18 protein-coding genes and 2 pseudogenes are annotated in these 20,808 nt (G+C 66.6%); 11 read left to right on the top strand and 9 right to left on the bottom strand.

Annotation, left to right across the window (positions count from 1 at the left end):
* Positions 1-500: 500 nt before the first annotated feature.
* The 4 genes and pseudogenes from ACZ45O_RS17695 to ACZ45O_RS17710 form a co-directional block, all read left to right on the top strand.
* Positions 501-1,037 (top strand): annotated as a pseudogene (locus tag ACZ45O_RS17695) (reverse transcriptase domain-containing protein); the annotation flags it as partial.
* 140 nt (positions 1,038-1,177) lie between these two features.
* On the top strand, positions 1,178-2,671 hold the full coding sequence (gene istA / locus ACZ45O_RS17700; protein ID WP_464857611.1) for an IS21 family transposase: 1,494 nt from the start codon (positions 1,178-1,180) through the stop codon (positions 2,669-2,671).
* Complete coding sequence (gene istB / locus ACZ45O_RS17705; protein ID WP_011196820.1) at positions 2,668-3,441, top strand: IS21-like element helper ATPase IstB; 774 nt, start codon at positions 2,668-2,670, stop codon at positions 3,439-3,441. Before istA ends, istB begins: the two co-directional genes overlap by 4 nt.
* 127 nt (positions 3,442-3,568) lie before the next feature.
* A pseudogene (locus tag ACZ45O_RS17710) lies at positions 3,569-4,324 on the top strand (group II intron maturase-specific domain-containing protein); the annotation flags it as partial.
* 37 nt (positions 4,325-4,361) lie between these two features.
* Here the strand turns inward: ACZ45O_RS17710 and lpdD are convergent.
* From lpdD to ACZ45O_RS17735, 5 genes are all read right to left on the bottom strand, one after another.
* Positions 4,362-5,246: a prenylated flavin chaperone LpdD gene (gene lpdD, locus ACZ45O_RS17715; protein WP_464854830.1), complete on the bottom strand. Its 885-nt coding sequence runs from the start codon at positions 5,244-5,246 to the stop codon at positions 4,362-4,364.
* A 4-nt stretch (positions 5,247-5,250) separates the two neighbouring features.
* Positions 5,251-5,808, bottom strand: coding sequence for an ECF transporter S component (locus tag ACZ45O_RS17720; protein ID WP_464854832.1), 558 nt, complete (start codon positions 5,806-5,808; stop codon positions 5,251-5,253).
* Between the two features lie 101 nt (positions 5,809-5,909).
* Positions 5,910-6,308: a response regulator gene (locus ACZ45O_RS17725; RefSeq protein ID WP_464854834.1), complete on the bottom strand. Its 399-nt coding sequence runs from the start codon at positions 6,306-6,308 to the stop codon at positions 5,910-5,912.
* A 13-nt stretch (positions 6,309-6,321) separates the two neighbouring features.
* Positions 6,322-8,349, bottom strand: a complete 2,028-nt coding sequence (locus ACZ45O_RS17730) for a sensor histidine kinase (RefSeq protein WP_464854836.1) — start codon at positions 8,347-8,349, stop codon at positions 6,322-6,324.
* Entirely contained in the window at positions 8,342-8,983 is a 642-nt protein-coding gene (locus tag ACZ45O_RS17735) for a response regulator transcription factor (RefSeq protein WP_464854838.1), read from the bottom strand. Before ACZ45O_RS17735 ends, ACZ45O_RS17730 begins: the two co-directional genes overlap by 8 nt.
* A gap of 294 nt (positions 8,984-9,277) precedes the next feature.
* Here ACZ45O_RS17735 and ACZ45O_RS17740 point away from each other — a divergent pair, with 294 nt between their 5' ends.
* Genes ACZ45O_RS17740 through ACZ45O_RS17750 form a run of 3 tightly spaced genes read left to right on the top strand, consistent with a single transcriptional unit; the run spans position 9,278 to position 12,409 of the window.
* Entirely contained in the window at positions 9,278-10,711 is a 1,434-nt protein-coding gene (locus tag ACZ45O_RS17740) for an SLC13 family permease (protein WP_464854840.1), read from the top strand.
* A 31-nt stretch (positions 10,712-10,742) separates the two neighbouring features.
* Positions 10,743-12,161 (top strand): non-oxidative hydroxyarylic acid decarboxylases subunit C, encoded by a 1,419-nt coding sequence (locus tag ACZ45O_RS17745; RefSeq protein WP_464854842.1) that lies wholly within the window; start codon positions 10,743-10,745, stop codon positions 12,159-12,161.
* Between the two features lie 17 nt (positions 12,162-12,178).
* The gene (locus tag ACZ45O_RS17750) at positions 12,179-12,409 is read left to right on the top strand and encodes a non-oxidative hydroxyarylic acid decarboxylases subunit D (protein ID WP_464854843.1); all 231 of its coding nucleotides are present in this window, start codon (positions 12,179-12,181) and stop codon (positions 12,407-12,409) included.
* A 52-nt stretch (positions 12,410-12,461) separates the two neighbouring features.
* On the opposite strand, the gene ACZ45O_RS17755 is transcribed toward ACZ45O_RS17750, so the two are convergent.
* Positions 12,462-13,016, bottom strand: a complete 555-nt coding sequence (locus ACZ45O_RS17755; RefSeq protein WP_464854844.1) for a hypothetical protein — start codon at positions 13,014-13,016, stop codon at positions 12,462-12,464.
* A gap of 100 nt (positions 13,017-13,116) precedes the next feature.
* The gene (locus ACZ45O_RS17760) at positions 13,117-13,653 is read right to left on the bottom strand and encodes an O-acetyl-ADP-ribose deacetylase (RefSeq protein WP_464854846.1); all 537 of its coding nucleotides are present in this window, start codon (positions 13,651-13,653) and stop codon (positions 13,117-13,119) included.
* Between the two features lie 65 nt (positions 13,654-13,718).
* Here ACZ45O_RS17760 and ACZ45O_RS17765 point away from each other — a divergent pair, with 65 nt between their 5' ends.
* Positions 13,719-13,847 (top strand): hypothetical protein, encoded by a 129-nt coding sequence (locus tag ACZ45O_RS17765; protein WP_464854848.1) that lies wholly within the window; start codon positions 13,719-13,721, stop codon positions 13,845-13,847.
* Positions 13,848-13,916: 69 nt separating this feature from the next.
* Here ACZ45O_RS17765 and ACZ45O_RS17770 read toward each other — a convergent pair whose 3' ends face one another.
* Both ACZ45O_RS17770 and ACZ45O_RS17775 read right to left on the bottom strand, forming a co-directional pair.
* On the bottom strand, positions 13,917-15,761 hold the full coding sequence (locus tag ACZ45O_RS17770) for an ABC transporter permease (protein ID WP_464854849.1): 1,845 nt from the start codon (positions 15,759-15,761) through the stop codon (positions 13,917-13,919).
* Complete coding sequence (locus ACZ45O_RS17775) at positions 15,745-16,455, bottom strand: ABC transporter ATP-binding protein (RefSeq protein ID WP_464854850.1); 711 nt, start codon at positions 16,453-16,455, stop codon at positions 15,745-15,747. Before ACZ45O_RS17775 ends, ACZ45O_RS17770 begins: the two co-directional genes overlap by 17 nt.
* 110 nt (positions 16,456-16,565) lie before the next feature.
* Here ACZ45O_RS17775 and ACZ45O_RS17780 point away from each other — a divergent pair, with 110 nt between their 5' ends.
* From ACZ45O_RS17780 to ACZ45O_RS17790, 3 genes are all read left to right on the top strand, one after another.
* Entirely contained in the window at positions 16,566-17,240 is a 675-nt protein-coding gene (locus ACZ45O_RS17780; RefSeq protein WP_464854851.1) for a response regulator transcription factor, read from the top strand.
* Positions 17,237-18,616 carry a sensor histidine kinase gene (locus tag ACZ45O_RS17785; protein WP_464854852.1) on the top strand — a complete coding sequence of 460 codons (1,380 nt, stop codon included), beginning with the start codon at positions 17,237-17,239 and terminating at the stop codon, positions 18,614-18,616. The genes ACZ45O_RS17780 and ACZ45O_RS17785 overlap by 4 nt, the downstream gene beginning before the upstream one ends.
* Before the next feature lie 389 nt (positions 18,617-19,005).
* Positions 19,006-20,640, top strand: coding sequence for an FAD-dependent oxidoreductase (locus ACZ45O_RS17790; protein WP_464854853.1), 1,635 nt, complete (start codon positions 19,006-19,008; stop codon positions 20,638-20,640).
* The last annotated feature ends 168 nt before the right edge of the window (positions 20,641-20,808 follow it).

A 20,808-nucleotide genomic window follows, 5' to 3' on the forward strand; every position in this document is an offset into this window, starting at 1 on the left:
GCGCCCCACCCGCCCCCATTTAGGCAGGACGAAGGACTTTGAGGGCAAGGACCCCGGGAGACATGATAGGGTGGCCGGGGGCGGAGTACGTGGGACCCGTCCAGGCGGCAGCATACAGGGCATGTCTGAAGAGTCGCACGGGGCTCTTCTCTGCCACCCCGCGTTTGTCTCGCACCAGAAGTCAGAGTCTTTCGTCCAATGGGTGTGTCTGAGCCAAGTGGCAGGACGCGAAATGGTGCGAACCAGCGAAATTGAGAGAGTTTGAGTGCATAACATCGAGATAGGCCATAGTACCGGCAGGGGGACGCCCCGACCGGGAAGGGCCGAACGTCAGGAGAGGGGTGAACCCGTTGCGTTCGAGCAGCCCGCGACAAACGCAGAAAACCCCGCACGGGGCCTGCTCGCCGGAGGTAGCGGTGAAGCCGCAAGGGACGGCGAGAGGGCGGAGTGGGCAGCCGGCACAAGGCGGAGCGTCACCCTGCGGGGAGCAAGGCAAGCTGATGGAGCAGGTGGTGGCCAGGGAGAACATGCTGGCCGCCCTGAAACGGGTGGAGCGGAACGGAGGCGCCCCAGGCGTGGACGGTGTCCCCACCGAACGGCTGCGGGACCAGATCCGCGCAGAGTGGAGCCGCATCCGTGAGGAACTGCTCCGGGGGACCTACAGACCGCAGCCAGTCCGCCGGGTCGAAATCCCGAAACCGGGCGGCGGCAAGCGGATGTTGGGTATTCCCACCGTGATGGACCGCCTGATCCAGCAGGCACTCCTGCAAGTACTGACGCCAATCTTTGACCCGACATTCTCCGAATCCAGCTACGGCTTTCGGCCGGGGCGGCGGGGTCATGACGCGGTCAGGAAGGCACGTCAGTACGTGGAGGAAGGGTACGACTGGGTGGTGGACATGGACCTGGAGAAGTTCTTCGACCGGGTCAACCACGACGTGCTGATGGCCCGCGTGGCCCGGCGGGTAACGGACAAGCGAGTGCTGCGGCTGATCCGGCGGTACTTACAGGCCGGGGTCATGCTGAACGGGGTAGTCGCGGTGTGTTTGATAACCTAAAAGGGAGCCATTTGGGGGCCATTTGATCACGTAAAAGTGAGCCACCTCAATCTTCCAAACCTGTAAACTGGGATGTACCGCATTTCCAGTTTGCAGGGGTGAAAGGATTGAAGATCGAGATGGCTCATGTTGAGCGTATCAGATGGCTCCTTCATGTGGAAGGGAAATCGCAGCGACAGGTGGCGAAGGCGCTCGGAATCTCTCGGAAAACAGTCGCCAAGTACGCACAGCTGACTGAAATCCCGCGATACCAGCGGCAGAAACCGGCTCAGCCCGTGGTGCTGACCCCGGAGTTTCAGGCAGAGATCGAGCGGCGACTCGCGGAAGACGAGATTTTGCCCCGTAAACAACGGTGGACCGGAAGGACTATCTACGAGGACCTGGTTGCCCTGGGCTACCAGGGCAGCGAACCTACCGTCCGGCGTTACATCGCCAAGATCCGGAAGCTGAAGCGAGTGCAGCCGGCCTTCATCCCCCTCGCCCACGACCCCGGTGAGAGCATCGAGGTGGATTGGGGTGAGGCGGTAGTGGTCCTCGACGGTGCAGAAGTCACAGTCCAGATCCTGTGTGTCCGCTTACGTTGGAGCGGCATGCCGGTTGTGATTGCGTATCCGACTCAGCGGCAGGAAGCCATGTTCGACGGCCTCCGGCGGGCGCTGGAGCGCTTGAGCGGAGTTCCCCGCCGTATGACCCTGGACAACCTGAAGCAGGCGGTGAAACGAATCCTGGAAGGCCGCAACCGGGAAGAGCAGGATGCCTTCCTGAGCTTCCGCACCCACTACCTCATCGACAGCAACTTCTGCAACCCGGCTTCCGGTAACGAGAAAGGCTCGGTAGAGAATCTGGTCGGTCTCGCCCAGCGTTACATCGTCGGGCCACACCGGGAAGCCAGAACCTGGGACGAACTCAACGCCATTCTGTGGCAGCGGTGCCTGGAGTATGCCAGGCGTATCCCCCAGGGCTCGACGCAGTCCATCCTGGAGCGCTGGGAGGAGGAGAAGAAGTACCTGCGCCCTCTCCCTGCCCGGCCATTCGATTGCTGCAAGGTGGCGCTGGTTTCCAGCAACAAGGTGTCCTGCGTGACGTTCGAGACCTGCCGCTACTCCGTACCGGTTCAGTATGCGAACCGGCCACTGCAAGTGCGGGCCTACTGGGACCGGATCGACATTTACGCCGGGCAGGAGAAGATTGCCAGTCATCTCCGTTGCTACGAGCGCAACCGGGAGATCCTCGCTCTGGACCACTACCTGGAACTCCTTCACGTAAAGCCAGGGGCGCTGGAGCAGGCGAAGCCCTACCGGATGGCGCAGCTTCCGCCCGTTTACCACCAGTTCCGGGCCGAGATGCAGGCGCAGGGCCGCAGTGACCGGGAGTTCATCGAGATCCTCATGCTGCACCGCGCCTATTCGGTTTCAGAGGTAAGTACCGCTCTGGAGCTGGCCCTGGCCCAGCGAACGGCTTGCTACACGGCTGTCAAGCAACTCCTTGCTGTTCAGCCGGATCTTGGAGCCGAGGCATCGACCTCCACCGCCGGGGAACTGGCCGGCATTCGGGTCCAGCAACCCTCACTGGCCGAGTACAACCGGCTCCTGAAAGGGGGTGTGGTGCATTGAGCCAGGAACTCCTGCTGGACTACTACCTGAAGCGCCTGAAACTCCCCACAGTCCGGCGGCTGTACAAGGAGCTGGCGCGGGATGCAGCAGAGCACAACAAGACATTTGAGGAGTACCTACAAGCGCTCATGGAACAGGAGGTGATCCATCGGGAAGACAACCAACTCCAGCGCCGTCTCAAGGCTGCCGGCTTCCCTGTTCCCAAAACACTGGAGTCCTTCGACTTCACGGTCATGCCGTCCGTGAACAAGGCCAAGATCCTGGCGCTGAGCAAGAGTGAGTACATCCGGGATCGGGAAAACATCCTCCTTGTTGGAAACAGCGGGACAGGTAAGACTCACCTAGCTACAGCACTCGGCATCGCAGCGTGCCGGCAGGGCTACCGGGTTCGCTTCTGGCGCGTGGGCCAGTTCGTTGCCGAACTGCAGGAGGCGCAGAACGAGCACCGCCTCAGCCGCCTCGAAAAGCAGTGGCTACGGTTCGACCTCGTCGTGCTGGACGAGCTTGGCTATGTGTCCCTCAGCCGCCCGGCCAGTGAACTGCTCTTCCACTTTGTCGCCGCACGGTACGAGCGGGGCAGCCTGATCATCACGACGAACCTGGAATTCTCGGAATGGCCGCAGGTGTTCGGGGACCAGAAGATGACAGCAGCGTTGGCAGACCGTGTGACTCACAAGGCCCACATCATCGAGATGAATGGGGAGTCGTACCGGTTCCGTGAGACCCTTCGACGGCAGGAAGCTTTGAAGCACCACCCGGAAACACCGTAAGCCCCGCAGGTATAAACTGGCAACCCGCCAACTGGAAACCGCAATGGAAGCAAAAACAGCCCTGTAGGGCTGTCAGGTGGCTCACTTTTGGATGATCAAAGTGGCTCCCAATCTCTTGATCAAACACATCGCGGCGACGGAGGAAGGGACGGCACAGGGCGGTCCGCTGAGCCCGCTGCTGGCGAACATCCTGCTGGATGACCTCGACAAGGAGCTGGAGCGCCGCGGGCACCACTTCGTCCGGTACGCCGACGACTGCAACATCTACGTCCGCAGCAAGCGGGCGGGAGAACGGGTCTACAGGAGCGTGCGCCACTTCCTGCAGGAGCGGTTACGGCTGAAGGTCAACGAGGAGAAGAGCGCAGTGGACCGGCCGTGGAAGCGGCAGTTCCTCGGGTTTAGCTTCTACAAGCGCCGGGGAGTGCGCATCCGGCTGGCCCCGAAGAGCCTGAAGCGCGTGAAGGACAAGCTTCGCACGCTGACGGACCGCAACCGCAGCCAGAGCATGGAGGACCGAATCCGGCGCCTGAATGCTTACTTGCGGGGCTGGGTTGGGTACTATGCGCTCTCCGATGCCAGGTCAGCCTTTGAAAGACTCGAAGGATGGCTGAAGCGTCGGCTGCGAGCATGCGTATGGAAGCAGTGGAAGCGTGTACGCACGCGCTTTCGGGAGTTGCGCGCCCTCGGTTTGCCCGAATGGGTAGTCTGCCAACTCGCCAACAGCCGCAAAGGCCCGTGGCGGATGGCAGGTGGCCCACTAAACAGCGCCCTGGGCAACGCCTACTGGCGTGCCCAGGGGCTGATAAGCCTGACCGAATGCTATGAAGCGACTCGTCAATCCTGGCGAACCGCCGGATGCGGACCCGCATGTCCGGTGGTGTGAGAGGACGGGGGCTAGCCGCCCCCTCCTACTCGATCTGCTACACCGATCCCTTCCCCGCCGCCATCCGGATGATCTCGTCGACCCGCCCCACGATGCTGACGATGCGCTTCAGGTCCTCGGGCGGCAGGTCGTAGACCCCCTCGGGCCCGGCGTGAACCCCCGCGGTCACCGCCACGACCCGGTTCAGCCCGGCGGCCAGCGACTCGGCCAGCCGGCGGGCCAGCTCGTCGTCCTTGTGGCCCGTCACGTTCAGCACCGAGGCGGTGGCGCTCCTCCGGCCCGGGTCCTTCAGGCTCGGCCGGGGAATGGCCAGGGCCGTGGTGCCGACGTGCGGAATCCCGCCGAAGAGGGAGACCGCGACGCCCTGCTCCGTGATCGCCCACAGGACCTGGCACTCCAGCGGCCCCACCGACAGGTCGACGACGATGCGGGCCTGGCCGGTCTGCAGGCCGGGAATGTTGGACTCCGCCTGCCAGCCGGCGCCGCTGCCCTCCGGCGCGATCCATTTCTCCGCCGGCGCCGCGTCCTCCACGGTGATGGTGATCTCGTCGCCGTCCTGCAGCTGCAACGCCTCCCGCAGGCTCTCCGGCGCCAGGAACTCCAGCTGCGCCGGATTGTACCCGTGCACCATCGGCCGGAACATGACCACCTGCGCCGAGCGCCCCGCCCTGCCGAGGCGGGCGGGTAGCAGCAGCGCGCAGCACAGGTCCGGCGTCGGGGGCACCAGCACCGTGCTGGCAGTGAGCAGGAGCCGGTCCACCGCCTGCCGGTCGCCCTCCACAATGACGTTCAGCGTTCCCGGCGCGGGCTCGAAGCCCCACAGCCGCTTGACGGACGCCCGGAACCAGTCCAGCGATGTGGCGGGACCGGCTACGCCCAGTCCGGTGACCACGCGGCCGGTCCACTGCACCTGATTGCCCATGCGGTCAAGCACTCCTTCTTCTGGCCCACGCGTTCACAGCCGCGTCCACGATGAGGGCCGCCACGCCGTTGAGCGTGCCCTTCAGCAGGTTGAACGGCACCACCACCGGCAGGATGAAGCCCAGGGCCACACGCACGTCGCCGAAGAAGAGCGGACCGAGGATGATGGTCATCCCGATCTCGGCGAGCGTGTAGACCAGTATGCCCAACACCACGCTGACCAGCTTGCCCCGGCGGCGGCCGGCGAGCCGCTGGTACACGAGCGACGCCGTGAGCGCCAGCGCGGCGCTGCCGACGAAGCGGCTGACCGTGCCGATGATGCCGCCGGTGCCGGTCAGCCCCATGACCACGGCCACCACGGTCGACATGCCGGTGACCCACAGGGGCGAGAGCCGGAAGGCGCCGAGGAGCAGCGGAACGTCGGTGGGCTCATACATGAGGAACGGAGCCGAGGGAAGCAGGGGGAACCTGATGGTAAGGGCGAGAACCACCGCCAGGGCCGCCAGGACCCCGGAGGTGGTGATCTGTCGCACAACCTTCACCGAGTGAGTTGTTGCCGACATGGGCACCGCCTCCTTTCGGTCTGCCTGTCAGCAGACTAACATGCCACTCATCGGAAAAATACTGGCCGATGGGGCGAAAGGCCGTGCCGCATGTGCGGGCTTCATCCCAAGGGACTAGTCCGGCTGGTCGCCAGGATGTTCTGCACCACCAGCACCAGTTCCGTGGTGTCGATGGGCTTGCCGAGGACGACGTTGACGCCGGAGCGGTAGGCCCGCAGCCGGTTCTGGCGGTCGGTGTAGGCGCTGACCACCACGATGGGGGTGTGCGCCGTCGCCGGGTTGCGCCGGATGGTCTCGGCCACCACGAACCCGGTCTGCTCGGGCAGGCGCAGGTCCAGGATGACCAGGTCGAACGGCCGCTCCTCGATGAGCGCCGTCGCGGCCTTTCCGCTTTCCGCCGTGACGACCTTGTGGCCGTGCGCCGTGAGCAGGTCCATGATCAGCATGGCGCTGTTCTTGTCGTCCTCTACAACCAGAATAGTTGACTTGTTCTCCTCCATGGCTGTGTCTCCTCTACTCCAACGGACCCGAATCTCCTGGCTGAAGCGGCAGGTAGATGATCACGGTCGTGCCCTCCCCGACGCGGCTTTCGAGTTCAATTTGGCCGCCGTGGGCTTCCACGAGCTTTTTCGACAGCGGCAGTCCGAGGCCGAAGCCGTCCCGCCCCGTGGATGAGCGGTTCTCTGCCTGGTAGAACTCGTCGAACACGTGATACAGCTCTGCCTCAGGAATGCCGATCCCGGTGTCCTGTATGGTGATCTTGGCCTCTTCAGGGCCAGACGAAGTCGTGACGGTGATCGTTCCACCCTCAGAGGTAAACCGTACACTATTTGAGAGCAGGTTGTACAGTACCTGTTTGATGCGGGTGGGATCCGCGGTGATGGGGAGGGGGCCCTCGGCGAGCGCCAGCGACAGCCGGATGCCGCTCTGTTCGCACTGCTGGCGGACGATGGCCGCCACGGCGGGCAGGACCTCGTGAAGATCCATCTCCTGGAGGTCCAGCTGGAGCTTGCCCTGGGTGAGCACCGCCATTTCCAAGAGGTCGTTGATCAGCCTGAGCAGGTAGCTGGCGCTGTCGTGGATGATCTGCACCCGGGTCCGCTGGGCCTCGGTCAGCTCGCCATAGAGGCCGCTGAGCAGCGTGTCGGAAAAGCCGATGATGGAGTTGAGCGGCGTGCGCAGCTCGTGGCTGGTGTTGGCCAGGAACTTGTCCTTCAGCTTGTTGGATTCCAGCAGGTCGAGCATCGCTACCCGCAGCTCGAGGGTCTTCTCCTCGACCTGGGCCTCCAGCGTCGCGTTCAGGTGCTGCAGGCGCTCGGTGAGCTGCTGCAACCGGTTGCGGTCGCTTTCGATCCGGTTCAGGTAGCCGATGATCTCCCGGTTCTTCTGGTAGAGGGCGATGGTCGCATCGGTGAAGTAGGTCTGCAGCGCCCGGATCTCACCGGTCCGCGGCGCGGGCAGCTCCGTCAGCATGTAGATGTGCTCCGGCTGGATCTCCTCGGTCTCGGAGAGCCGCCGAACCACGTTGCCCAGCTGCACGATGGGCGCCGAGAGCCGCTGCGAGACATAGGAGCTGGCGAGGGCCGCAGCCGACAGCGAGAGGATGGCGGAGGCCAGGATGTACACCGTGGAGTCGCGCTTCAGCGTCGCGAGCCCCTGGGATGGGTGGCCGGTGGTCAGCGCCCCGATCACCTCGCCCCGGCTGTTCAGGATCGGGTCGGAGACCACCAGGTGCACCAGGTTGTCGGTGAGCACGACGCGCCCGCTGTACCGCTCGCCGGCCATTACAGTGGCAATCAGCGCTTCCGCCTGCCGCCGGCCGATGCCGGAGTAGGTCGTGCCTTCGGTGATCTCCAGGTTGCCGGCGACCCGGATGCCCCTGGCGCTGATGGTGGAAAAGGAGTCCGGGATCTCGCCCACCACCTGACGGGCGACGGTGCAGTCGTTGTTGAGCAGGTGCGCGGCCACGATCGCGCCGTCTGCCTGACCGTCAGCATGGCGGTAGGGCACGGCCAGCACCTGAAACAGGGCGCCGTATTCCGCGCCGGGGTCCGCGCTCTCCACCACCGCACGGCCCGCCAGCGCAGGGCTGTACGCCGCCAGCGCCGTCAGGTCCATGAGTTCGTAGCCCCTGGCGGCCTCGCCGGTCTCGGCGGCGCGCGCCGCTGCAATCACGAACTGCTGCGGGACGGATCCTCCGGCCAGGTTTGACCGGAGGACCCGTCCCGTTTCATCCGTCACAAACCAGATGTCCACCTCGGGCCGGCGGTCCAGGGCGTCTGCAAGGCCGGCCAGATCGTGCGTGGCGCGGGTGAGCGCGTCGAGCGCGGCCTCGCCCGCGACGAAGTAGCCGTTCATCGCCTGCCACGAGATCGTCTGGGTCCGCTCCAGCAGCGACTCGATGTTCCGGTCCAGTCGGGTGAAGATGATGCTGATGTTAAAGACGATGAACAGGCCGAAGAAGAGGATGGTGAGCAAAATGTGCGTCCGCAGCCACAAGTGATGGAACGACTCCTCCCGAGCGAGCCAGCGCCTAAGCATCTTCCCCCTCCAGGCTGATGCCGTTCTTCAGCGCGTAGACGCTGGCCTCGGTGCGGTTGCTCAGCCCCAGCTTCTTGAACACGCTGCTGATGTGCGACTTGACGGTGCTCAGGCTGATGCAGAGCCGGCGGGCGATCTCCTTGTTGGTCATGCCGGCGGCCATACAGGCCAGCACCTTCCGCTCCTGCGCGGTGAGGATGGGGTCGGCGTCGGTCTGGGCCCGCGCCGGCTCCCTGCGCGCCACGACCGGCACGGCCAGGGGCAGCGTGTAGAGCTGCTGCAGAAGGGGCAGGTGCGCTTCAACCTCCTCGGGTGTGGCGGTGCGGCCCAGGTGCAGGTAGAGGTCGCCCTCGTCGGACTGCAGGGCCGTGGGGAACGCGGTCCAGTGGAGGTTGAACGGGCACCGGGCGACTTCCGGCTCCGCCGCGTCGGGCAGGGACTTCAGACAGGCGGGGTGCCTGGTCGTGCACTCGCGGCGGTTACAGGCGAGCGGCATGCCCGACGGCAGTGTGACCTCCCGGCCGCGGGGGTTGACGAGAACCAGGCAGATGTCGAGGCGTGCAGCGAGTTCATCCTGTATCGTCTGCAGCTGGGCGAAGAGGTCAGCGTACTGCGCCTTGCCGAGACTACTCATGTGGCATCATTCCTTATTCAGCAAATACAACCGATCGTGCGGCGAAGTCTGCCGGTCTGCAGCCGGGAGGCAGGCACACTGCCGCAGGGTTCTTCTCTATGGTAATCCAAGACTAGTCCCCCTGACCATTCGCCGCATGACCTAGTCCCTTTTTCCGAGTCTGAAGCCGGGCTTTGTACATTTCGCCCATTTGCCCAATAGGTCCGATGCGTTTGGAATGTTACGCTGAGACCGGTCAGCGCAGCCGCGGCGCACGCTCCCATCCGTTTTAACTCACACAAAGGAGGAGAGACCATGGGCTCGGCAACGGCATCAGCCAAGTCGGTTGAGGCCAAACGCTTCAGCCTGGGCGCGCACAAGCGCGAGATTGGCGCGGTGCTCGGCCTGGTCGTTCTGCTGGCGATCATGTTCAGTCCCATCCCCGGGCTGAGCGTGGAAGGCCGGCGGGCGCTGGCGATCAGCCTGTTCGGCGTGGTCTGGTGGGCCATGGGCGTTCTGCAGCCCGGCTACACGTCGGTCCTCATGCTGGTCCTCTGGGTGGTCCTCGATGTGGCCCCGCCCAGCACCGTCTTCTCGCTCTGGACCACGCCCCTGGTCTACCTGGTGGTCGGCGGTTACCTGATTGCGACTGCTGTTCAGGAGTCTGGCCTCGGCAGGCGCATCTCCTATATGTTCATCCTGAAGTTCGTGAATTCGTTCACCAGCATCGTCGTATCGGCCTACGTGCTGGGGGCCCTGCTCAGCTTCCTGATTCCGCACCCCTGGCCGCGGTCGTTCCTGATCATGTCGGTCATGGCGGTGCTGATCAAGAGCACGGACATGCCCAAGAAGGACGCCGCCATCATCGGCCTGGCGGTCTTCGCCGGCTCGGCGCCCACGTCGATGATCCTGCTGACCGGCGACAGCGTGCTGAACATGGTCGGCGGCACCGCCGGCGACGTCACCCTCACCTGGCTGGACTGGGCCAAGCACATGGCGGTGCCGGGCATCGTCGCATCGGTCCTGACCTGCCTTCTGCAGCTCTGGCTCTTCAAGCCCAGCCAGAAGTTTGATGTGAACAAGGACGAAATCCGCAAGGAGCTCGACAGCCTCGGCAGCATGACCGGCGTGGAGAAGCGGACGCTCTTCTGGGTGGCCCTGGCGGTCCTGCTGTGGGCGACCGACTCGATGCACGGCGTCCACCCCGGCTGGGTCGCCGCCCTGATGGCCATCGGCCTCGCGCTGCCGAAGGTCGGCGATGTCCTGAAGCCCTCCTCCTGGAGCGCCGTTCCCGTGGGCACCCTGTTCTTCCTGACGGCCGCGCAGGCCATCGGCAAGGTGGGCGACGTGACCGGCATGAACGAGTGGGTGGCCTCGGTGGTCCTGCCCTCCACCATTCCCAGCAACGTCTTCATGTTCGCCTTCATCGCCACCGCCGTGACCATGGTCATCCATATGGTCCTGGGCAGCGCCCTGGCCGTCATCGGCATCGCCGCCCCGGCGCTGGTCCTCTTCGCCCAGGCGGCCGGCATCGATCCCATGGTGGCCTCGCTGCTGGTCTACACCACCGTTTCGATGCACTTCATCCTGCCCTTCCACCACATGAACGTGCTGGTCGGTCAGGGCGACTCGGCGGGCTTTTACGGCGACGGCGAGACCATCAAGCTCGGCATCCCGCTTACCGTTGCGACCTTCGTGGTGACCCTGCTGGTCCAGATTCCCTGGTGGAAGCTGACCGGCTTGCTGTAATAGCCAACCATTAGGTTTGGAGGTGTCTTGATTGGCGTACAAGGATCTCCGTGAGTTTCTCCAGAAGCTGGAAGAAGAAGGCCAGCTCGTACGCGTGAAGGATGAGGTCATGCCGGAGCCGCACATCGGCGCTGCCGGCCGGGCCGCCGCCAATCTGAAGAACGGGCCTGCCGTTCTGTTCGAGAAGGTGGCCGGCTACAAGAACCAGGTCGTCACCAACGTGCACGGCTCCTGGGCCAACCACGCCCTGATGATGGGCATGCCCAAGGACACGCCCGTCGTGGAGCAGTTCCACGAGCTGAACCGCCGCTGGGATATGTACCCCGTGCCGGCGAAGCACGTCTCCACCGGCCCCTGTAAGGAAGTCAAGATCACCGAGAACATCAACCTGTTCGAGGTTCTGCCCCTGTACCGGATCAACACGTGGGACGGCGGCTTCTTCATCTCGAAGGCCAGCGTCGTCTCCCGGGACCCCGAGTTCCCCGACGACTACAACAAGCAGAACGTCGGCACCTACCGCATCCAGGTGAAGGGCAAGGACCGCATCGGCATTCAGGCCCTGGCGTTCCACGACATCGCCATCCACCTGCGCAAGGCGGAGGAGATGAACAAGCCCCTGCGGGTGGCCATCGCCCTGGGCGTCGACCCCATCATCACCTTCATGGCCAGCACCCCGATCATGTACGACCAGTCCGAGTACGACTTCGCCGGTGCGCTGCGCGGCGGCGAGCCCGTGGAGCTGGTCAAGGCTGAGACCGCCAACCTCGACGTGCCGGCCGGCGCTGAGGTGGTTCTGGAAGGCGAGATCATCCCGCGGCTGCGCACCTGCGAGGGCCCCTTCGGCGAGTTCCCCGGCTCCTACTCGGGCGTCCGGGCGCAGTGCGAGATCAAGATCGACACGATCACGCACCGCGAGAACCCCATCTTCGAGAACCTCTACCTAGGCATGCCCTGGTCGGAGATCGACTACCTGATGGCCCTGAACACCTCCGTGCCGCTGTACAAGCAGCTGAAGGAGTCGTTCCCCGAGGTGCAGGCGGTCAACGCCATGTACACCCACGGCATCGGCGCCATCATCAGCACCAAGTGCCGCTTCGGTGGCTTCGGCAAGGCCGTCGCCATGCGGCTGCTCTCCACGCCGCACGGCATGCCTTACACCAAGGCGATCATCGTCGTGGACGAGTACGTCGACCCGTTCAACCTGGAGCAGGTCATGTGGGCCATCACCACCCGGTGCAAGCCCGACAAGGACGTCACCCTCATCGAGAACTGCCCGGGCATGCCGCTTGACCCGTCCTCCTACCCGCCCGGAATGCACACCAAGATGATCATCGACGCCACGACGCCTGTGGATCCCGAGCCGCAGCTGCGCACCGTCGAGCTGGTTGAGGATCCGCCCAAGACGGCTGAGTGGGAGAAGCTTCTCCGCGAGCTCTGGACCGCCAAGTAAGATCGGAGGTGCAAAGCATGATCTGCCCGCGCTGCGACAGCAAGGAAGTTGAGGTTATGGTCGAGTCCCCTGTGGGGAACGTTTGGACCGTCTACATCTGCAACGACTGCTACTTCTCCTGGCGCAACACCGAGGGTGAGGAAATCACCAACCCTGAGAAGTACTCGAAGAAGTGGAAGCTGAACCGGGAGATCCTCGACAACCTGCAGGTGATCCCGCCGATCCCGCCGCTGAAGGAGCAGGCGTAAAGTTAACGGGGAGGGCAATGGCGCCCTCCCCGTTTCGCTGTATTCAGCCTTGCTAGAAGCCGTCGAAGACGTCGCCGCTCATGTCGAGCCCGTCCACGGTCAGCACCTTCCAGCCGCCCGCTTCCTTGACCAGCCTGACGACGCCCTCGTAGGTGCTCAGGGCCAGACCGGGGTCGTTCAGGATCTCCACGAACTTCTCCTCGACCATGAGTTGCAGCTGCTCTTCCGAAACGTCCTCGCTGAACGCGGCCTCAACCGCCAGCGGCAGAACCTCGTCCATGAAGGCAACGGCGAGCCGGTCCATGTCCGGCATGGTCACATCGACGGCGATGGTCGCCTCGTCGCCCTGCACCTCCGCCTCACCGAGATCAAACGCCATCCTGCCCGTCAGCGCCTTCACGATGCGCTCCTCGTCGGCGGTTGGCGGCTCAAACGCGCCGCCCCTGCTGGACTGGAGTTTGGCGACGGTCGCCCAGTCGCCGGTGGTGAGGGCGCCAAAATAGTCAGTGGCTACCTGCTCCGGACTGGAAGTGGAGCTGCCGCAACCGGCCAGTAGCGCGCTGAGAACCAGGGCCAGGACCACGAGGAAGCTGACTCGCCTGTGCATTCAATTGTCCCCCTAAGAATGTCAAGTCATGGAGCCAACTCGACCTATTCGGGAAGGGGGAGCGACAACCCTGTCTCCGCCGCAAAACCGGTCCGAAGGTCTACGAAGCGCCCAGTACTTCGCGGGCCACCTCTTCATAGACGCGGGTGTCGCCGGGGCTGAAGCAGCAGAAGGTGACCCTCAGCGGCGAGTTCCTCGCGAGCAGGTAGTCCCGTACCGTGGTCTGCGCGACCCGGGCCGCCTGCTCGATGGGGTACCCGTAGGCGCCGGTGGAGATGGAGGGGAAGGCGATGGTGCGGTACCCGGCCTCCTCCGCCAGCTCCAGGGCGCGCCGGTAACAGGAGGCCAGGGTCTCCGGTTCGCCCTGATTGCCGCCGCGCCAGATGGGCCCGACGGCGTGGGCGACGGCCTTGGCCGGCAGCCGGTAGCCCCGGGTCATCTTCACCTCGCCGGGCCGGGCGCCGCCCAGGGTGCGGCACTCCTCCAGCAGCTCCGGGCCCGCGGCCCGGTGAATCGCGCCGTCCACCCCGCCGCCGCCCAGCAGGCTCGGGTTGGCGGCGTTGACAATGACGTCCACCTGCAGGGTGGTGATGTCGGCCGTGACGATCTCGATCCGTCCGTCCAGCCAGGTGCTCATTCCGCATCCCTCCAGCCAGGGTTTTGCCTCAGGTTTCAGGGAGAACGCCGGGGAATCCTGCCCCGGTGGAGAGCGGCTCGGACTCGGCCCTGGTCACGGCCGGCACGGTGATCGTCATCCTGCCGCTCCTGGCGCTGTTCCTGATCTTCCAGCGGCAGTTCATCAGCAGCTTCATGCACAGCGGCATCAAGTAGCCAGCGGCGGGCGCCACGCCACCACGGCGTGGCGCTCTCGCATGGCCGCGCACGGCCTGCGCCGGCGCGCTACGGCGCCGTCACCGCCTCCCGCAGCAAGGCCTCCAGGCTGACGCCCTCCATCGCCGCCTGCCGCCAGCCGGGGCTGAGGCGGTCCAGGGCCAGGGCCTGGCCGGCCCCCAGGGTGTAGACCCGCAGGCGGGGCGACCCGCCCTCGCCGACGGGCGCCGCCAGCTCGTCCAGCAGCGCGTCCATGCCATCTGCCTCCGCGTGGGCCTGAACGTACCGGGCGAGCCCTTCCAGCCACTCGTAAAGCCGCTCCACCTCCAGCAGCGGCTCGGCGACTTCGCCGCCGAGCCGGTCCCGCCAGTACGCGGCCCGGGCGTCCCGCACCGCCAGGAACGCCGCGGCGGCCGCACGGGCGCCGGCCTCATCCGCGGCCTGGACCGCCGTCAGCAGGTGCTCTGCCTCCCGCTGCTGCAGGCGGTTGTTCTCCGCGTCCATGTAGACCTGGTACCAGAGCCGCTCCTGCTGGTGGGCGTCGCCCCAGCCGGCCACCCAGTCCTCCGCGGCGGGCATCTGGTAGACGTGGAACAGCTCATGCACCACGGCCGCCAGGTACTGCTCCTCGGTGAGCCGGGCCTCCGCTCCGGTGCGCAGGAGACCCTTCAGCAGCGCGGCCTCGCCGCCGCCAAGCAGTCCCGCGCCGGCCTCCATGCCGCCCATGACCTGGTCCAGCTGCCGCCATCCGGCCACCACGGCGACAGGCGTTTCGCCCACCTTCCAGACGCCGTTGGTGACGACCGGGAGCTCCGGCCGATCCAGCCTGATCACCCGCAGCGAACCGGCGGACACCGGCCTGCCGGGGGGCGGCTCGGCGTCCTGCGCGAAGTTGACCAGGTAGTTCACCGGCCCCTTCGTGAGCAGGATCGGGGTCTCCCCGGGGGTCCAGCCGTCGAAGAGCCCGGCGATCTCCTGCCCCCGGCGCAGGGCCGCCCCCAGCAGGGCCGCGTCCTCATCCGTCCAGTCCAGCGGGCTCGGCGCTACCAGCGGCGCGGCGGCCAACAGCAGCCCCGCGGCCAGGTAGGCGAGGGCGCCCCAGCGCGCGATCTCCCGCCACCCGAAGGCCGCCGCCGTCAGCCCGCCGGCTGCCCACAGGTAGAGCAGGCCGCCCAGCAGCGGCCGGGGATCCACCGCGCCGCCGGGGGCGAAGAGCTGCAGCACCGACCCGGTGACCGCGCCCGCCGGGGGCAGCAGCGTGAGGCCCAGGCGCGCGAAGGGGACCCACCAGGCGTCGGACAGCGCGACCAGGGCGGACAGTTCCGGCCCGAAGACGCCCAGACCGTAGGCCAGGAGCCCCAGGAAACCGGCCGCCGGACCGGGCAGCCACACCGAGCACAGCGTCGTCACCGCCGCAACCGCGGCGATGTTCAGCAGGAGCCCGGGCAGGGCCAGCAGCAGCGCAGGCACCAGGTCCTGGCCGCCGCGCACCGTTAGCGCCGGGAAGAGCGGCACTGCCAGTACCAGGAGAAAGAGCCATCCGCTGAGAATATTCCCCAGGAGGAAGCCCGCGCCGACCTGCCACCGGGGCACGGGGCGGACCAGAAGCAGTTCGGCGGTGCCCCGCTCGAACTCCCGGGGAACGGTGCTCATGCTGAGCACCACCGTCACCACGGCCCCGAGGAAGCCGGCCATGGCGAAGCCCACGCGCATGGCGCCGGCGGCATGGGCCGTCAGCTCGTTCCCCGCGGCGTCCCGCACCGAGCCGCCGCTGCTGACCAGCAGCAGGAACATCAGCAGGAGGCCGACCGCCGTCAGGACGTAGGTTCCCCGGCTGCGCAGGTTCTCCCGGACCACGTTGAGCGCCACCGTCACCGGGCGCGCCCCTTGCATCGCATCAAGCGCCGAGGCCATCCGCTTCGCCTCCTTCCATGAGGGCCAGGAACCGGGCTTCCAGGTCGCCCGCCGGCGGCTCCACCGCGACGAGCCGCCCGGCCTTCATGAAGGCCACGCGGTCGGCCACCTGTGCCACGTCGCTGACGATGTGGGTGTTGAGAAAGATGGTCTTGCCCGCCTCCTTCAGGCGGCGGATGAGGTTCCGCATGGCCACCCGGCCGGCGGGATCCAGGCCCGAGCTGGGCTCGTCCAGGAAGAGCACCTCCGGATCGCCCACCAGCGCCTGTGCGACCGCCAGCCGCTGGATCATGCCCTTGCTGAAGCCGCCCACCCGCTGCCGGGCGGCCCCGCCGAGGCCCACCAGGTCCAGGATGCCGTCCAGATCGGCCTCTTCGGGCCCGAGGCCGCTCAGCTTGCGGAAGAAGTCCAGGGTCTCCCGGGCGGTGAGGAAGGGGTAGAAATGGGGGGTCTCGGGCGAGTAGCCCACCCGGGCGCGCACCGCCGGGTGCCCGGCCGGCTGCCCGAGGACCAGGGCCCGGCCGGCGGTGGGCCGGATGAGCCCCAGCAGCAGCCGGACGGTGGTGCTCTTGCCGGCGCCGTTGTGGCCCAGCAGGCCCAGGCACTCGCCCCGGCGGACGGCGAGGTCGATGCCCTTCACCGCCTCGACCCGGCCGAAGCGGCGCACAAGCCCTTCTGCACGAATCGCTTCCATAAATAAGGCTCACCTCCCGAGACCCAGTCTGCCAGACGAAGATCACAGGCCTGGCCGGCGAAGGTCAACGGGAGATAAAGAATACGTAAACAAAGGTGGTGTGCCCGCTCATGCAGCCGCAGATCCTCGTGGCCGACGACGAACCCGAGCTGATTGAGATCCTCACCGACTACCTGGAGGCCGAGGGGTACGCTGTGACCGGCGTGGAGACCGGAGAGGAGGCCGTGGCCCGGGTGCGGGACGGCGCCTACGACTGCGTCGTGCTGGACGTGATGCTGCCGGGCATGAGCGGCTTCGAGGTCTGCCGGGCGATTCGGGCCGTCAGCGACGTGCCGATCCTCTTTCTCAGCGCCCGGGGCGAGGACGCCGACAAGATCCGCGGCCTGGGCCTCGGCGGCGACGATTACGTGACCAAGCCCTTCAGCCCGCCGGAGGTGGTCGCGCGGGTGAAGGCCCTCCTGCGCCGCTACCGCCCGACCTCCGGCCGGTGGCAGTTCGGGCCGCTGACCATCGACCCGAAGGCGTACCGGGTCTGGCGGGACGGCCGGGAGGTAGAGATGACCGCGAAGGAGCTGGAGGTCTTGATCTTCCTGGCCGCTCACCCGGGCCAGGTCTTCAGCCGGGAGCAGATCTACGACCGGGTGTGGGGCGACTACGGCGACCCCCGTACGGTCACGGTGCACATCGGCAGGATTAGGGAGAAGATCGAGCCGGACCCCGCCCGGCCGCAGTTCATCCAGACCGTGCGGGGCCTGGGCTACCGGTTCGCGGGGGTGGCGCGATGACCCGCCGCTACAGCCTGCGTGCCCTGGCCCTGACCGCGGTGCTGGCCGCCCTGCTGCTGCCCCTGCTGGCCCTGGGGGGCGGGCTGGTCGGCACGGTGGCCCTGAACCTCAGCACCATCAGTCTCGCGGCGGGGGAGGTGGAGGAGGCCGAGCAGGCGGTCGCCCGGCTGGTGACGGACCGATGGGAGGAACTGGAAGACCCCGGGTTCGCCGCGGCGCTGGCGGCCCTGGACGCCAGGTGGTCCTTCGCCCTGGAGGTGCGTGACCTCGACGACCGGGTGCGCTACGCCAGCCCGTCGGTGGAGGACGGCGTCCTGGTGGGCAGCGGCCTGCGCGTGGAGCCGAGCCAGCGGGTGAGGCTCCTCTACCGGGAGGGGGAGCCGGTGGGCCTGATGGTGCTCTGGGTCTGGCCCGAGGCAGCGCTCTCGGGGATGAGCGCGGCGGCCAGGGTGGGCTTCGGCCTGGCCATGGCCACGCTGCTCGGCCTGCTGGTGGGGGTGCTGGCCTGGACCGGCCGGGCCGTGCTGCGCCCGCTGAAGGCGCTGGAGGCGGCCACAGCGGCGGTGGCGGAGGGCGACCTGGACTTTGCGCTGCCCCGCTCGCGGGTGCGGGAGCTGGATGCCCTGGGACAGGCCTTCGCCGCGATGCGAGACCGGCTGCAGGCCGCCCTGGAGCGGCAGGCGGCCCTGCAGGAGGAGCGCCGGCAGCTCATCGCGGCCATCGGCCACGACCTGCGCACGCCGCTCTCCTCGGTGCGCGCCTTTGCCGAGGGGCTGCGTGACGGCCTCGCCCGGGAGCCCGAGAAGGCGGCGCACTACGCCGAGGTGATCCTCCGGAAGACCGCGGAGGTGGAGCGGTTGGTGGAGGATCTGTTCCAGTTCTCCCGGCTGGAGCTGCCCGAGGCCAGGGCGGCCCTGCGGCCGGTGGACCTGGCCGAGTTCCTGCGGGCCACCCTGGCGGCGTTCGCCCCCCAGGCGGAGCAGAAGGGGGTGGCCCTGTCGGCGGAGGGGCCCGACCTCACGGCCCACGTTGACCCGGACCTGCTGGGCCGCGCCATCGACAACCTCGTCGCCAACGCCCTGCGCCACACGCCCCCCGGCGGGCAGATTCGCCTGACCTGGAGCCGGGCAGGCGAAGCCGTTGCCATCGCCGTGGCCGACACCGGCGAGGGCATTCCGCAGGAGCAGCTGCCGCACCTCTTCACCCCGCTGCACCGGGCCGACCGGTCCCGCTCGCGCCGGAACGGCGGCGCCGGGCTGGGGCTGGCCATCGCGGCCCGCGTTGCGGCGCTTCACGGCGGGCGCATCACCTGCGAGAGCCGGGTGGGGGAGGGGAGCACGTTCACGATTTGGCTGCCTGCGGATCCCGCTGTGTGATCGAACGCTGGTGTTCAGGTAGAAGGCAAGCGAAAAGGGGGTGCCCATGCCGGTATCCCCTTATGACTGTGCATGGCAACGGATGTTGCAGATGGTTATCCAATGTGTGCAATATTCCCGCAGCGGGGTAGTCTGTTTGGACCACCAGTACCCAAGATGCATAGACGCGCGGGAAGCACTGGCCTACCCTCGTAAGCGGGAGCGTAGGTGGAGTGGCTGCGCTCCAGGCCCTGCCCGGTTCAGAGACGCAGAAAGGGGTTGATGGCATGAGCGCACAGAAGGGGTCCCGCCAGGGTACGACAAGACGCGAGTTTCTGAGGGACGCAGGTTTGTTCGGTGCAGCGATTGCCGGAGCTACACTCCTGCCGGGCTGCGGCAGCCCGGAGGTCGTGTCGGAGACGCCGCCCGCCCCTTCGCCCGAACAGGCTCCTCCGCCCGCGGTCAACGGCGCGCCCGACGTGATGACGGCTGAACTCGCGCAGAAGAAGTGGTCTTTCGAGATTCCCCCCGATCCGATTCCGGAAAGCGAGATCGCCAATACGGTGACCGCGGATGTGGTGGTCATCGGCGCCGGCGTGTCGGGCCTGGTGACGGCGCTCTCGGCGGCTGAGCACGGTGCAGAGGTGGTTCTGGTAGCCGCCAGCTCGCGGCCGGTGTTCCGCGGCGGCTCGTTCCATGCTCCCAGGAGCCGGGCTTTCGCCGAGAACGGGGTCGAGCCCTACGACGTCGAATTCCTCCGCGAGGACCTGACGAAGGCTTCCTACAACGTCGACCAGCGCAAGTGGTACAGGTTCTACAACAACGCCGAAACGGCGATGAACTGGCTGATCGACAAGATGGAAAAGCACGGCTACTGGACGGTCTTCGAGCGGACCAACGATCACCCGGGCGATCCGATGCACCAGCCCATCTCCGCGCACAACTGGATCAAGGACGAGGCCGAGACGCAGGCCGGCATGAGCGCCGAGGCCGTCACCAACGTACTGGAGGCTGAGGCCAGGGAGGCGGGCGTCCAGTTCTTCTACAAGACCGTGGCCAAGCAGCTCGTGCGCGAGAACAACAACACCGGCCGGGTCACCGCGGCGATCGCGCAGGGGCCGGACGGGAAGTACACCAAGTTCGTCGGCACCCGGGGCATCGTCCTGGCCACCGGCGACTTCTCCACCGACAGGGAGATGATGGCGAAGTACTGCCCGATGGTCATCCCGCTGCTGGATGACACCGGCGACATGGGCTACGACAACACCCTGAAGATCGGCGGCCTGATGCCGGGCGACGGCCACAAGATGGGTCTCTGGGTGGGCGCGGCCTGGCAGCGGACGTACCCCTGCACGCCGATGCTCACGGCCCACTGGCGCGGTGCGAACCGCCCGTATGGCAGCCACCGCGGGCTGATCGTCAACAAGCGGGGCGAGCGCTTCGGCAACGAGGACGTCAACGACTCGTACGCGAGCTTTGCGGCCATGCACCAGCCCGACATGACGGTGTACGGCATCTGGAGCGTGCGGTACGCTGAGGAGGCCGCGCCCTGGTACCTGCACGGCACGTTCTACCACAAGCCGCCCACCCCGCCGGAGGAGATGATCAGGATCTGGGATGACTTCGTGGAGAGCGGCGAAATGGTGAAGGGTGACACCATCGACGAGGTCATCCAGAAGCTGGGTCTGCCGCTGGCCGAGACGAAGGCGACCATCGACCGGTACAACGAGCTGTGCCGCAAGGGCTACGACGACGACTTCCACAAGCGGCCGGAGCTGCTGATTCCGATCGACGAGCCTCCCTTCTACGGCGCGCCGTGGAAGCCGTGGTTCCTCACCGTGCTGGGCGGCCTCAGGACCAACGAGTACATGCAGGTGTGCGACGAGAACGACCAGCCCATTCCGGGTCTGTTCAACGTCGGGTCCATGGTGGGCGACTACTACGCCAACATGTACACCTTCCAGCTGGCCGGCAACAACCTGGGCGCCAACTGCCTCACGTTCGGCTACCTGACGGGCAAGGCCCTGGCCGAGGGAACGATCTAGGCCCATCAGACCGGAAGCTGATTGCGCCACCCCCTTTCGCGGGGGTCGCGCTTTTCTCGGGCGCCGTGGCGCCGCATCCCCTGCGCCGCAGCCCGAAGCAGGATCCCGTCCTCCCCACATGGAACCGTTCCCTGCGGTTGGACTGCCTTCGGGCAGCATAGGCTACGC

This window comes from Symbiobacterium turbinis (genome assembly GCF_055383075.1).